This window comes from Streptomyces blastmyceticus (assembly GCF_039521185.1).
Lineage (GTDB): Bacteria > Actinomycetota > Actinomycetes > Streptomycetales > Streptomycetaceae > Streptomyces > Streptomyces blastmyceticus.
Map to the genome: position 1 here is coordinate 89,397 of NZ_BAAABW010000038.1, position 15,213 is coordinate 104,609.

General features: G+C 73.3%; 4 protein-coding genes. 2 read left to right on the plus strand and 2 right to left on the minus strand.

Annotated features, from left to right (window positions below):
- The first annotated feature begins 202 nt into the window (after positions 1–202).
- Complete coding sequence (locus tag ABD269_RS32060) at positions 203–2,953, plus strand: SpoIIE family protein phosphatase (protein WP_425573025.1); 2,751 nt, start codon at positions 203–205, stop codon at positions 2,951–2,953.
- Positions 2,954–2,983: 30 nt separating this feature from the next.
- Here ABD269_RS32060 and ABD269_RS32065 read toward each other — a convergent pair whose 3' ends face one another.
- Entirely contained in the window at positions 2,984–3,436 is a 453-nt protein-coding gene (locus tag ABD269_RS32065; RefSeq protein ID WP_344123645.1) for a nuclear transport factor 2 family protein, read from the minus strand.
- A 55-nt stretch (positions 3,437–3,491) separates the two neighbouring features.
- On the minus strand, positions 3,492–4,682 hold the full coding sequence (locus ABD269_RS32070) for a cytochrome P450 (protein WP_344123647.1): 1,191 nt from the start codon (positions 4,680–4,682) through the stop codon (positions 3,492–3,494).
- Positions 4,683–5,013: 331 nt separating this feature from the next.
- On the opposite strand from ABD269_RS32070, the gene ABD269_RS32075 reads away from it, so the two are divergent.
- The coding region (locus ABD269_RS32075; RefSeq protein ID WP_344123649.1) for a type I polyketide synthase at positions 5,014–15,213 on the plus strand (10,200 nt) is incomplete at its 3' end.

Here is a 15,213-nt window from a genome sequence, read left to right on the forward strand (position 1 = left end):
CTGCGGAAAGGGGGGCCACGCCGGGAGAGCGGCACGGCGCCCGGTACGGGTGGTTTCGCATATGCACTGTTCATCGTCGGGTCGCGGCACCGGATCGGGACCGGGGGCGTCCCGACGTTGACACGTTCCTGACCCCGGTGGCCCGGTCCGGCGGGGGCGCCATCGTTCGCGCCGCGCAAGAGGGCAGGGTAGACATGGGGGTATGGCCCGAATCCGGGGCCGCTCCTGGGGCCTCTCGGGCCGCTGGTTCGCCCGGCGCCCGGGGCGCCGTCATGAGCGGCGAGAGAGGCGCCAAGGCTCGCGGGCGGCGTCGGCACGGCGACTGCGACTGGTGGCGACCCGCAGCGTCGCCGGTCAGATGTTCCTGCTGCAGGTGCTGATCGTGCTGCTGCTCGTCGTCGCCGCCGTGATCACCCTGCTGGTCCAGGCGCGGAGCGACCGCTTCCAGGCGGCGCGCGACCGCTCGCTCGCGGCCGCCGAGGCCTTCGCCCACGCGCCCGGCCTGGTCGCCACGCTCGCCGGTCCCGACCCCAGCGCCGTCCTCCAGCCGCTGACCGAGGCCGCCCGCAAGGAGGGCGGGGTCGACTTCATCGTGGTGACCAACCGCAACGGCCTGCGCTACACGCACCCCAAACCCGAGCTCATCGGCAAGCACTTCATCGGCAACATCGGCCCCTCGCAGGCCGGCCGCATCACCATCGAGAGCGTCCACGGCCCGCTGGGCGAAGAGGTGCAGGCCGTCGTTCCCGTGACCGACTCCCACGGCAACGTCGTCGGCCTGGTGTCGTCCGGGATCAAGGTCAGCGCCGTGAGCAGCGCCTTCGACCGCCAGCTGCCCGTCGTCCTCGGCGCGGGCGCCATCGCGCTCGCCCTGGCGACGGGCGGGACGGCCCTGGTGACCAGGCGGCTGCGCCGCCAGACCCACGGCCTCGGCCCGACCGAGATGACCCGGATGTACGAACACCACGACGCGGTCCTGCACGCGGTCCGCGAGGGCGTGGTCATCGTCAGCGGCGACGGCCGGGTTCTGCTCGCCAACGACGAGGCGCGCCGCCTCCTCGACCTGGCCCCGGACGTGGAGGGGCGCGACGTCGCCGAACTCGGCCTCGACCCCCGGATGGCCCAGCTCCTCGGCTCCCGCCGGGTGGCCACCGACGAGGTGATCCCCTTCGGGGACCGGCTGCTGGCCGTGAACAACCGGCCCACGGACCGCGGCGGCGGCCCGCCCGGCAGCGTCGCCACGCTCCGTGACTCCACCGACCTCCAGGCCCTCGCGGGGAAGGCCGAGGTCGCCCGCGGCAGGCTGCGGCTGCTGTACGACGCGAGCGTGGCCATCGGCACCAGCCTCGACGTCCGGCGCACCGCCGAGGAGCTCACCCAGGTGGCCGCCCCCCGCTTCACGGATTACGCCACCGTCGACCTTGCCGAGCCCGTCCTGCGCGGCGAGGAGCCGCAGGCCGTGGGCACCGAGGCGCCGGAGCTGCGCCGGGTGGCGCTCACCGGCGTCACGGACGACCACCCCCTCTACCGCGCGGGCGAGCTGCACCGGTTCGCCGCGCCCACCCCGCAGGCCACCGGTTTCGTCAGCGGGCAGCCCGTGCTCGTACCCGACCTGGGGGCCAACGCGGGCTGGCGCACCCAGGACCCGGAGCGCACCCAGGAGATACTCGACTACGGCTTCCACTCGCTCATCACCGTGCCGCTGAAGGCGCGCGGCGTCCTCATGGGCATCGCCAACTTCTGGCGCACCCGGCAGAGCGGCCCCTTCGAGGAGGACGACCTGTCCCTGGCCGAGGAGCTCGCGGCCCGCGCCGCCGTGTGCATCGACAACGCCCGCCGCTACACCCGCGAGCACGCCATGGCCGTGACGCTCCAGCACAGCCTGCTGCCGCGCGGGCTGCCCGAGCAGTCCGCCCTCGACATGGCCTACCGCTACCTGCCCGCCCAGGCCGGGGTGGGCGGCGACTGGTTCGACGTCATCCCGCTGCCCGGCACCCGCGTCGCGCTGGTCGTGGGCGACGTCGTCGGCCACGGCCTGCACGCCGCCGCCACCATGGGCCGGCTGCGCACCGCCGTGCAGAACTTCTCCTCCCTCGACCTGCCGCCCGAGGAGGTGCTCGGACACCTCGACGAACTGGTCGGCCGCATCGACCAGGAGGCCGCCGAGGCGGGCGGCGAGACCGGGATCGCGGGCGCCACCTGCCTCTACGCCATCTACGACCCGGTGTCCGGGACGTGCAGCCTGGCCCGCGCCGGGCACCCCCTGCCCGCGCTCGTCCGCCCCGACGGCACCGTGGAGTTCCCCGAGCTGCCCGCCGGGCCGCCGCTCGGCCTGGGCGGCCTGCCCTTCGAGACCGTGGAGCTCTCCCTCCTCGAAGGCAGCAGGCTGGTGCTCTACACCGACGGCCTCATCGAGGACCGCACCCGGGACATCGACGTCGGCCTGGACATCCTCAGCCGCACCCTGGCCGGACCCGGCAGAACCCCGCAGGAGACCTGTGACGCGGTGCTCGGCGCGCTGCTGCCCGCCCGCCAGAGCGACGACATCGCCCTCCTCGTGGCCCGCACCCGGATCCTGGAAGCCGACCGGATCGCGGAGTGGGAGCTGCCCTCCGACCCCGCGGTCGTGGCCGGGGCGCGCGCCGACGTCACCCGTCAGCTGACGGAATGGGGCCTGGTCGAGGCCGTGTTCACCTCCGAACTGATCCTCAGCGAGCTGATCACCAACGCCATCCGGCACGCCGCCGGGCCGATCCGCGTACGCCTGCTCCGCGACCGCAGCCTGATCTGCGAGGTCTCCGACACCAGCAGCACCTCCCCTCACCTGCGCTACGCCGCCGCGGAGGACGAGGGCGGCCGCGGCCTCTTCCTGGTGGCCCAGCTCGCCGACCGCTGGGGCACCCGCTACACCCCCGACGGCAAGGTCATCTGGGCGGAGCAGCCGCTGGCCTGACGTCTTGTCAGGCGCATGCGGTGCGGAATGTCACTTCTTGTCGACGATGCTGGCGTCCGAACTCCCGTACAGCGCCTGCATCCGGTCGACGAGGCCGTCGTCGTCGACATGGATGACCATGACGATGTTGACGCTGATCATCTTGTTCCCGGGGTCCTCCGGTGGTTCCGGCGGCAGCAGTCCCGTCTGCGCCATGGCCGGACCGGCCAGCGGCAGGTAGTTGAAGGTCGACACCATGGGAACCGCCGCCCAGTGCCCGTCCTTGGACGCGACCGGGGTCGCGGCGTCCTCGTAGGCGCCGGAGAAGACGGCCGCCGCCGCGCGCCGGGCCAGCGCTTCGAGACCGTGCTGCGCTCCGTTGCCCACCGGGTCCTCGAAGGTGCAGTCCTGCGCGTACAGCTTCAGGAGGCCGTCCACATCACCCGTATTGATCTTCCGGCAGTGCTCGAGGATCAGCCACTTGGCTCGTGCTTCGTCGGTCACGTGGGCTCCGATAGGGGTTGTAGGGGGGATCGACGGCCGCGCCCGATTCCGGTGTTCAGGAGCGCTTCACGGAGACCGGCAGGGCTTTCACGCCGAAGAAATTGTGCTCGTAGAATTCGAGCGTGGCATCACGGTCGAGCCGCACATCCGCGTAGCGGTCGAAAAGGAGATTGAGGGCGACCTTGCCCTCCAGCCGGGCGAGCGGCGCCCCGATGCAGAAATGAATTCCCTTGCCGAACGCCACGTGCGCATTGGGGGAGCGGTGGATGTCGAAGACATCCGGATCCGTGAACTGCCGTTCGTCCCGATTGGCCGACGCCAGCCAGGGAATGACGATCGAGCGCTCGGGAATCGTCACCCCGGAGATCTCGATGTCGCGCGTGGTGTAGCGGCCGGTGATGGTGAACGGGGGCCGGTAGCGCATCACTTCCTCGATGGCCGCGGGGATCAGCGAGCGGTCCGCGCGCAGCCGCGCCGCCGCCTCCGGGTGCTCGTCGAAGCACAGGACCGAGCTGCTGAGCATCATCGTGGTGGTGATGTGTCCCGCGATCAGCAGCAGCCGGGCGAAGTTGACCGCCTCCGCGCCCGAGACCGGCTCGCCGTCGGCCTCGCCGGCCACCATCCTGCCGAGCAGATCGTCACCCGGCGCGGCCCGGCGCTCCTCCAGCTGCCCCTCCAGGTAGTAGTCCATCTCCTCGATCGCCGACCGCAGGCGCTCGTACGTCTCGGGGTCGTCGATCCCCGCGATCTTCGCGGCGATGATGCGGTCCGCCCAGTGCCGGAACACCGGACGGTCCTCGGCCGGCACCCCGAGCAGCTCCGCGATCACGATGACCGGCAGCGGGTGCGTCAGGTGCCGTACGAGGTCCAGCTCGTCCGCGTCACCCGCCCCGGCCAGCAGCCGGCTGCCGATCTCCGCGATGCGCGGCTCCAGTTCCGCGACCGTGCGCGGGGTGAAGACCCGGCTGATCCGCCGCCGCAGGTGGTGGTGGACGGGTGGGTCGATCTGCGCCAGGTCGCCCTTCGCGACCTCGGCCGCCTTCGGCGAGACCGGGGTGGGGTCGGAGGAGAAGTCGGCGTGTTCGGACAGCACCCGCTGCACGTCGTCGTAGCGGAAGACGTACCAACTGCCGTTGTTCCCCCGCACCACCGGGCTCTCGTCCCGCATCCGGCGCAGCCACGTGAAGAGGGCCGCCCCGCCGTCGGCGGCCGAAGGCGGGTTCAGAGAATTCGCTGGCTCGGGCATGAACAGCTCCTGGACGCCTGGACAATGAATTCCACGGAAGCCGCCCGCGCGGCGGGAGCCATGGAAATAGGGGCAGTTGCCTGACGGCCGATGGACCGTAGCACCGGAAGGCGCCGCCGGACATCCCCAGAAGAACCGTAGGGGGCGGGCCGACAGGGCTAGGGGTGGGGACACCGGGGATTAGGGGGCTTCCGTTGACACCGTCCCGACGGGCCTGTTGGGATCGATGCCGGTATCAAAGAGCTTCGATTCCTTTCTCGATCCACCCGATCCATTCGTGGCCTTGGCGTTTACGGCCGCTACGTTTTCGCGGGGAGTGCTGAGGAAAGTGTTGACGGACAAGAAGGCTCGCGGGATTCCGGTGCACGCGATTCTCGACGGGCCCGTCGACCAGGACGAGCCGATCGCGGTCGTGGGCGTCTCCTGCCGGCTGCCCGGAGCGGCGGACCCCGCCGCCTTCTGGGAACTGCTGCGCGACGGCCGCGACGCCATCGGCGAACTCGCCGCGGCACGCTGGGGCGCGGACCCGGAGGAGCCCGCACGGCCCGTGCGCGGCGGCTTCCTCGACACCCGGCAGATCGAGGACTTCGACGCCGGATTCTTCGGAATCGCCCCGCGCGAAGCCGCCCTGATGGACCCTCAGCAGCGCCTCGCGCTCGAACTCGGCTGGGAGGCCCTGGAGGACGCCGGGCTGCCGCCGGACACGCTCGCCGGAGCCCGCTCCGGGGTCTTCCTCGGCGTCATCGCCGACGACTACGCGGCCCTGTCCGCGCAGTACGGGCCCGCCGCCGTCAGGCCGCACTCCCTGACCGGCCTGCACCGCAGCATCATCGCCAACCGCATCTCCTATTTCCTGGGCCTGCGCGGCCCGAGCCTGACCGTCGACGCCGGGCAGTCCTCGTCCCTGGTCGCCGTGCACCTCGCCTGCGAGAGCCTCCGCTCCGGGGAGTCCACCGTCGCGCTCACCGGCGGCGTCAACCTCAACCTGATCCCCGGGACCACCGACCGCATCGCGGCGTTCGGCGCGCTCTCCCCCGACGGCCGCTGCCACACCTTCGACGCCCGCGCCAACGGCTACGTACGCGGCGAGGGCGGCGCCGTCATCGTCCTCAAGCGGCTGTCCCGGGCGATCGCCGACGGCGACACCGTCCGCTGCGTGCTGCGCGGCAGTGCCGTCAACAACGACGGCGGGGGCGACACCCTCACCTCGCCCAACCGGCCCGCCCAGGAGGAACTCCTGCGGCTCGCCCACGAACGGGCCGGAGTCGCCCCCGCCGACGTGCAGTACGTCGAGCTCCACGGCACCGGCACCAAGGTCGGCGACCCGGTCGAAGCGGCGGCCCTGGGCGCCGTCTTCGGCCCGTCCCGGCAGCACGGGCGGCCGCTGGCGGTCGGTTCCGTGAAGACCAACGTGGGCCACCTCGAAGGCGCGGCCGGCATCACCGGACTGCTCAAGGTCGTCCTGAGCGTGCAGCACCGGACCCTCCCCGCCGGCCTCAACTTCCGCACCCCCCACCCGGACATCCCCCTCGACGCCCTCGGCCTCCGGGTCCAGGACACCACCGGCCGCTGGCCGCACGACGACCGCCCGCTGCTCGCCGGGGTCTCGTCCTTCGGCGTGGGCGGCACCAACTGCCATGTGGTGGTGGAGGAATGGACCGGCGCGGACACCGGCACCGGCGCCGCGAAGCCGCCCGCCACCGACGGCGCCGTGCTCCCGCGACCGCCGTGGGTGCCCTGGATCGTCTCGGGCCGCAGCGCCGCCGCGCTGCGCGGCCAGTCCGGCCGACTGGCGGCGTACGCGGCGCAGCGGCCCGACGCCGCGCCCGCCGACGTGGGCTGGTCCCTGGCGTCCACGCGCGCGGCACTGGAGCACCGGGGCGTCGTGCCGGCGGCCGACCGCGAGAGCGCGCTCGCGGGCCTCGAGGCCCTGGCCGACGGCCTGCCGGCCGCCCGCACGGTCTCGGGCGCGGTCGGCGGGCCGGGCCCGGTCGCCTTCGTCTTCCCCGGCCAGGGCTCGCAGTGGCTCGGCATGGCCGGGGAACTGCTGGAGTCCGCCCCCGCCTTCGCGGACCGGCTCGCCGCGTGCGACGCGGCCCTGCGGCCGTACGTCGACGTGCCGGTGACCGACGTCGTCCGCGGCACCGCGGACGCGACGGCACTGGACGACGTCGTGACCGTCCAGTCCGCACTGTGGGCCGTCATGGTCTCCCTCGCAGCCCTCTGGCGCGCGGCCGGTGTGGAACCGGCGGCCGTGATCGGCCACAGCCAGGGCGAGATCGCGGCCGCCACGGTGTCCGGCGCCCTCTCGCTGGACGACGCGGCCAAGGTGGTCGCCCTGCGCGCCCGCGCCATAGCCGAGGGCCTCTCGGGACGCGGCGGCATGATCTCCGTGGCCCTCCCCGCCGCCGAGGTCCGCACCCGAGTCGAGCCCTGGGCCGGGCGCGTGGCGGTGGCCTCCGTGAACGGGCCCTCGTCCACCGTGGTGTCCGGTGAGCCCGAGGCACTGGACGCCCTCCTCGCCGCCTGGGAGACGGACGGCGTACGGGCCCGTCGCATCCCCGTCGACTACGCCTCGCACTCACCCCAGGTGGAGGCCGTCCGCGAGCGGGTGGTCGGTGAACTGGAGGGCATCGCACCACGCCCGGCCGAGATCCCCTTCTACTCGACGGTGACCGGCGGCCTGATCGACACCACCGGCCTCGACGCCACGTACTGGTACACCAACCTCCGGCAGACCGTCCGCTTCGACGAGACCGTGCACGCCCTCCTCGACGACGGCTTCGGCCACTTCGTCGAGACCAGCGCCCACCCCGTCCTGACCGTCGGCCTCCAGGAGATCTTCGAGGAGACCACCTCCGGCGCCGTGGCCACGGCCACCCTGCGCCGCGACGAAGGCGGACCCGAACGCTTCCTCACCGCCCTCGCCGAAGGCTGGGTACGCGGCCTGCCCGTCGACTGGAGCACCGTCTTCGCGGGCACGGGCGCCCAGCGCGTCGACCTGCCCACGTACGCCTTCCAACGGCGGCGCCACTGGATCGACACCGTCGCCGGACCCCGGCAGCCGCAGCCCACCGGCACCGGTCCGGCCCACGACACCACCGCCACCGACGACGCCCCCGCCACCACTGAGCTGCGCCACGACCTGGCGGCACAGCGCCCCGCCGAGCAGGAGGACACCCTGCTGCGCCTGGTGCTGGCCCACGCCGCGGCCGCGCTGGGCCACCCGTCACCGGACGCCGTCGACGCGGAACGCACCTTCAAGGACCTCGGCTTCGACTCCCACCTCTCCGTGCAGCTGCGGAACACGCTGAGCGCGCGCACGGAACTGCCCCTGCCCACCACCCTCCTCTTCGCCTGCCCCACACCCCTGGCCCTGGCCCGGCACCTGCGCGAGGCCCTGCTCGGCGGACGGCCCACCACCGCGGGCCCCGGCCCGCGACCCGCCGCCACCGACGACGAGCCCGTCGCGATCGTGGCGATGGCCTGCCGCTTCCCCGGCGGCGTGGACTCGCCCGAGGCGCTGTGGGACGTGGTCGCCGCGGAACGGGACGTCATCGGGGACTTCCCGGCCGACCGCGGCTGGGACCTGGAGAGCCTCTACGACCCGGCCCTCGAACGGCGCGGCACCACTTACGTCCGCACCGGCGGCTTCCTCGACGCCACCGGCTTCGACCCCGAACTCTTCGGCATCTCACCCCGCGAGGCCCTGGCCATGGACCCCCAGCAGCGACTTCTGCTGGAGACCTCCTGGGAGGCGCTCGAACGCGCCGGCATCGCCCCCCTGTCGCTGAAGGGCACCCGGACCGGCGTGTTCTTCGGCGCGATGTTCCAGGAATACGGCCCGCAGCTCCAGGACGGCGCGGAGGGCGTCGACGGCCACCGCCTCACCGGCGGCACCACCGGCGTGGCGTCCGGCCGCGTCGCGTACACCCTCGGCCTCGAAGGCCCCGCCGTCACCGTGGACACCGCCTGCTCCTCCTCGCTCGTGGCCCTCCACTGGGCCGTACGTTCGCTGCGCTCCGGCGAGTGCTCCATGGCGCTCGCCGGCGGCGTCACGGTCATGTCGACCCCCGGCATGTTCGTGGAGCTGAGCCGCCAGGGCGCACTGTCCCCGGACGGCCGCTGCAAGGCGTTCTCCGCCGCCGCGGACGGCACCGGCTGGTCCGAGGGCGTGGGCGTCCTGCTGGTGGAGCGCCTCTCCGACGCCCGCCGCAACGGCCACCGGGTCCTGGCCGTCGTGCGCGGCTCGGCCACCAACCAGGACGGCGCCAGCAACGGACTGACCGCACCGCACGGCCCCTCGCAGGAACGCGTGATCCGCGACGCCCTGGCCGGCGCCGGACTGACCGCCGCCGACATCGACGTGGTCGAGGCACACGGCACCGGCACCACCCTGGGCGACCCCATCGAGGCCCAGGCGCTGCTTGCCGCCTACGGCACCGACCGCCCCGCCGGCCGACCCCTCCTGCTGGGCTCCGTGAAGTCGAACATCGGCCACACCCAGGCCGCCGCGGGCGTCGCCGGCGTCATAAAAACCGTGCTGGCCATGCGGCACGAGCTGCTGCCCACCACCCTGCACGTGGACGAACCGTCACCCCACGTCGACTGGTCGAGCGGCGCCGTCAGGCTGCTCACCGAACCGGTCGCCTGGACGGCGGGCGACCGCCCCCGACGAGCGGGCGTCTCGTCGTTCGGCATCAGCGGCACCAACGCCCACCTGATCCTCGAGGACGCCCCCCTGGACACCGGGACGGCCGAGGCCCCCGCCGACACGGCCGGCACCTCAATGCCCTGGGTGCTCTCGGCGAAGACCGAGGAGGCGCTGCGGGCCCAGGCCGCAAGGCTCGCCGCCTTCACCGCCGAGCGGCCCGAGCTCTCACCGCTCGACGTGGGCTGGTCCCTGGTGACGACCCGCTCCCTCCTGGAACACCGCGGCGTCGTCCTCGCCCCGGACCGCGCGACCGCACTGGCGGCCCTGGCCGAAGGCACACCCGCGGCCGGCGCTGTCGTCGGCACGGCGGACGTACGCGGCCCCGTCGTCCTCGTCTTCCCGGGCCAGGGCTCCCAGTGGCAGGGCATGGCCACCGAACTGCTCGATGCCCCAGGGGCCTTCGCCGACACGTTCGCCGAGTGCGACGCCGTCCTGCGCGACCTCGTCGGCTGGTCCGCCGCCGACGTCCTGCGCGGCACCGAAGGCGCCCCCTCGCTCGACCGCATCGAGATCCTCCAGCCCGCGCTCTTCGCCGTGCACGTCTCCCTCGCCGCCCTCTGGCGCTCGGCCGGCGTCGAACCCGCCGCCGTCGTGGGCCACAGCCAGGGCGAGATCGCGGCCGCCCACGTCGCGGGCGCCCTCTCCCTCGCCGACGCCACCCGCATCGTGGTGCTGCGCAGCGCCCTGTTCGCCGAGGAACTCGTCGGCCGGGGCGCGGTGGCCTCGGTCGCCCTGCCTGCCGACGCCACCGAGCGGCGACTGGCCCGCTGGGACGGGCGCCTGACGATCGCGGGCCGCAACGGCCCCGCCGCGGTCACCGTGGCGGGCGAGGTGGACGCGCTGGAGGAGTTCGTCGCCGCATGCGCGCACGACGGCATCCGCGCCCGGATCGTCGGCTCCACCGTCGCCTCCCACTGCGCACAGGTCGACCGGCTCCGGGAACGCATCCTGGAGCTGTTCGCCGACATCACCCCCCGCTCCGGCGGCGTGCCGTTCTACTCCACGGTCACCGGACAGCGCATGGACACCTCCCGGCTGGACGCCGACTACTGGTTCCACAACGCCCGGCAGCCCGTCGACTTCGAAGGCACCGTGCGCGCCCTCCTCGACGACGGCCACCGCTTCTTCGTCGAGTCCAGCGCCCACCCCGTGCTGACCATGGGCATGCAGGCCACCTTCGAGGACGCCGGAGCCGACGCCGTGGCACTCGGCACCCTCCGCCGCGACGAGGGCGGCCCGGCCCGCTTCCTCGCCTCACTCGCCGAGGGGTACGTACGCGGACTGCCCGGCGTGGACTGGACAGCCCTCTGCGCGGACACGGGCGCCCGGCGCGTCGACCTGCCCACGTACGCCTTCCGACGGCGGCGCTTCTGGCTGGAGTCCGGTGGTGCCGAGGCCACCGACGCCACCGCGCTCGGCCTCGGCACCACCGGCCACCCGCTGCTCGGCGCCGCCGTCCGGCTCGCGGGCGAGGACCACCTGCTCCTCACCGGACGGATCTCGCTCCGCAGCCACCCCTGGCTCGCCGACCACACCGCCCTCGGCACCCCCCTGCTCCCCGGCGCCGCGTTCGTCGAACTCGCCCTCCAGGCAGGGCACACGACCGGCTGCGACCGACTCGACGAACTCACCCTCGAAGCACCACTGGTCCTCCCGGAACACGGCGGCGTCCGGCTCCAGGTGTCCGTGGCGGCCCCCGACGCGACCGGGCGGCGCCCCGTCCACGTGCACTCCCGCCCCGACGAACCGGACGACACCGGCACACCGTGGACCCGCCACGCGAGCGGCACACTCGTCACCGGCACCACGGGCACGGCCCCGGACCTCACCACCTGGCCGCCCGCCCGGGCCACACCCGTCGAAGTCGACACCTTCTACGACCGGATCGCCGACGCCGGCTACGGCTACGGCCCCGCCTTCCAAGGACTGCGCGCCGCATGGCGCTCCGGTGACGACCTCCTCGCCGAGATCACCCTCGCCGAGGAACAGGCACGGGAAGCGGGCCACTACGGCATCCACCCCGCCCTCCTCGACGCCGCGCTCCACCCCGCACTGCTCGCCCGGCTGGAGACCGAAGGACCCACGGCCCCCGTCCAACTTCCTTTCGCCTGGCGGGGGATCGCCCTGCACGCCACGGGCGCCACGACCGTACGCGTCCGCGTCACCCCGTCCGGCACCGGCACCGTCACCGTGACCCTCGCCGACACCGCGGGCGCCCCGGTGGCCTCCATCGACGCGCTGACGCTGCGCCCGGTCCCGGAGCGGCAGCTCGCGGGCGGCACCGAACCGCCACGGCAGGCCCTGTTCCGCACGGACTGGACACCGCTGCCCACGGACGCGCCCGCCGGCACCGGCGGCTGGATGACGCTCGGCCCCGCCGGGCTGCCCGCGCAGGTCGCCGGGCTCAAGGACCTGATCACCGAGCTCGACGCCGGGACGGCCGTGGCACCGCGAGTGGCCGTGGCCACCTGCTTCGGTTCCACCGGCGACGGCGACCTCACCCGGGACGCCCACGCGGCGACGAACCGGGCACTGGCGCTCGTACAGACGTGGCTGTCCGACGAACGCCTCGGCGGCGCCCGCCTGGTGGTCGTCACCCGTCGTGCGGTGGCGACGCGGCCGGGCGAGGATGTCGCCGACCTGGCCCACGCACCGCTCTGGGGGTTGTTCCGTTCCGCCCAGTCGGAGAATCCTGGCCGCTTCGTCCTGGTGGACATCGACGGTGATCCTGCCGACGCGCGGGACGCCGTGACGATCGCCTTGGCGGCGGAGGAGCCTCAACTGGCCGTACGCGACGGTGTGTTCCTCGCGCCGCGTCTTGCGCGCGTGTCGTGCACGCCGGGTGGTGCCGGGTCGTTCGCGGGTGACGGGACTGTGTTGATCACGGGTGGTACGGGCGCGCTCGGTGGTCTGCTGGCGCGTCATCTGGTGGTCGAGCGTGGTGTGCGTCATCTGTTGTTGATCAGTCGTCGTGGGGTGGAGGCTGCTGGGGCGGCGGAGCTGACGGCGGAACTCGCGGCGGCCGGGGCCACTGTGGAGGTGGTGGCGTGTGATGCCGCGGACCGGGATGCCCTGGCGGCCGTACTCGCGGGCATTCCCGCCGAGCGTCCGCTGACCGCCGTGATCCACGCGGCCGGCGTCCTCGACGACGGGCTCGTCGGGACGCTCACCCCCGAACAGCTGGCACGCGTACTGCGGCCCAAGGTCGACGCCGCCGTCAACCTGCATGAACTGACGCGGGACCTCGACCTGTCGGCGTTCGTCCTCTTCTCCTCCATCGCCGGCACCTTCGGCAACCCGGGGCAAGGCAACTACGCCGCGGCCAACGCCTTCCTGGACACCCTCGCCCAGCACCGCCGCGCGAACGGCCTGCGTGCGCACTCCCTCGCCTGGGGTCTGTGGGCCGAAGCCGGTGACATGCTCGGCCACCTCGAACAGCGGGACCTCACCTGGATGCGGCGCGCGGGCATCCGGCCCCTGACCGCCGACCTCGGCCTGGCGCTGTTCGACACGGCCGTCGCCCAGGACGACGCCCACCTCGTGCCCGTACACCTCGACATGGCCGTCCTGCGCAAGGAGGCGACGGCAGGGATGCTGCGTGCCCTGTTCCGCGGCCTGGTGCGCACCACCACCCGCAGGACGGCGGCCACCGACAGCGCCGGCACCTCGTCGCTCGCCCACCGCCTGACCGGCCTCACCGAGGAGGACCAGAACCGCGCCCTGCTGGACGTCGTCCGCGCCCAGGTGGCGACCGTACTGGGCCACGCCACACCACAGACGATCGCGGCGGGTCGCCCGTTCAAGGAGCTCGGCTTCGACTCCCTGACGGCCGTCGAGCTGCGCAACCGCCTCAACGCTGCCACCGGCCGGCCCCTGCCCGCCACCCTCGTCTTCGACTACCCCACACCCGAATTGCTCGCGGGTTTCCTCCGGTCGGAGGTGCTGGGTCTCGGGGTGGGCGCCGGGCCGGTGGCTTTGGCTGCCGGTGTGGCGGATGACCCGATCGCGATCGTCGGCATGGCCTGCCGCTACCCCGGCGGGGTGGGCTCGCCGGAGGACCTGTGGAAGCTGGTCGCGTCGGGCGGGGACGCGGTGTCGCACTTCCCGGCCGACCGCGGCTGGGACGAGGGGCTCTACGACCCCGACCCGGACGCGACCGGCAAGAGTTATGCGCGCGAGGGCGGCTTCCTGCACGACGCGGGGGAGTTCGACCCGGAGTTCTTCGGGATCTCGCCGCGCGAGGCACTGGCCATGGACCCGCAGCAGCGGCTGCTGCTGGAGACGTCCTGGGAGGTGTTCGAGCGGGCGGGGATCGACCCGAGGACGCTGAAGGGCAGCCCGACGGGCGTGTTCACCGGCGTGATGCACCACGACTACGGCACGACCTCCGACACCCCGGAAGGGCTGGAGGGCTACGCGGTCACGAGCACCCAGGGCAGCGTCGCCTCCGGCCGCATCTCCTACACCTTCGGCCTGGAAGGGCCCGCGGTCACCGTCGACACCGCCTGCTCCTCCTCCCTGGTCGCCCTGCACCTCGCGGTGCAGGCGCTGCGCTCGGGCGAGTGCTCGCTGGCGCTGGCGGGCGGCGTGACGGTGATGGCCACCCCGTGGGTGTTCGTGGAGTTCAGCCGGCAGCGGGGCATGGCGCCCGACGGCCGGTGCAAGGCGTTCTCCGCCTCGGCGGATGGTGCAGGCTGGTCCGAGGGTGCGGGCGTCCTGCTGGTCGAGCGCCTCTCGGACGCCCGCCGCAACGGACACCGGGTGCTCGCGGTCGTCCGCGGCAGCGCGGTCAACCAGGACGGCGCCAGCAACGGTCTCACCGCCCCCAACGGCCCGTCGCAGCAGCGGGTGATCCGCGCGGCCCTGGCCGGTGCCGGGCTGTCGGCGGCCGACGTGGGCGCGGTGGAGGCACACGGTACGGGCACCACGCTCGGCGACCCGATCGAGGCGCAGGCGTTGCTGGCCACCTACGGCCAGGACCGCCCCGCCGACCGGCCGCTGCGGCTGGGGTCCGTCAAGTCCAACATCGGGCACGCACAGGCCGCCGCGGGCGTGGCCGGTGTGATCAAGATGGTGGAGGCGATGCGGCGTGGTGTGCTGCCGGGGACGTTGCATGTGGATGAGCCGACACCGCATGTCGATTGGTCCTCGGGTGCGGTCGAGCTGCTGACCGAGCCCGTCGACTGGACCGACCAGGGCCGCCCACGAAGGGCCGGTGTCTCCTCCTTCGGCATCAGCGGCACCAACGTCCACGTGATCCTTGAGGAGGCCCCGGCCGAGGCCGTCGACCCCGAGGGCGGGTCGGAGATGCCGATGGTCCCCTGGACCGTATCGGCGAAGTCCGAGGCCGCGCTGCGGGCACAGGCCGGGCGACTGGCCGCGTACGTCGAGGCGGACACCACGCTCGATGTCACGGACCTGGGCTGGTCGTTGGCTTCGTCACGAGCGGCGTTGGAACACCGGGCTGTGGTGCTGGCAGCGGACCGTGGGAGCGCGCTGTCCGGTCTGTCGGTGCTCGCCGAGGGCCTGCCCGCGGGGAATGTGGTGACGGGTGTGGCAGCGGTGGAGCCGGGGCGGGTGGTGTTCGTGTTCCCGGGGCAGGGGTCGCAGTGGGTGGGGATGGCGGCGGGGTTGTTGGAGTCCTCGTCGGTGTTCGCGGAGCGGTTGGCGGAGTGTGATGCGGCGTTGCGCTCCTATGTCGGCTGGTCGGTGGTCGATGTGGTGCGCGGTGGTGAGGCGGTGTCGCTGGACGATGTGGTGGTGGTGCAGGCGTCGTTGTGGGCGGTGATGGTGTCGCTGGCGGCGGTGTGGCGTTCG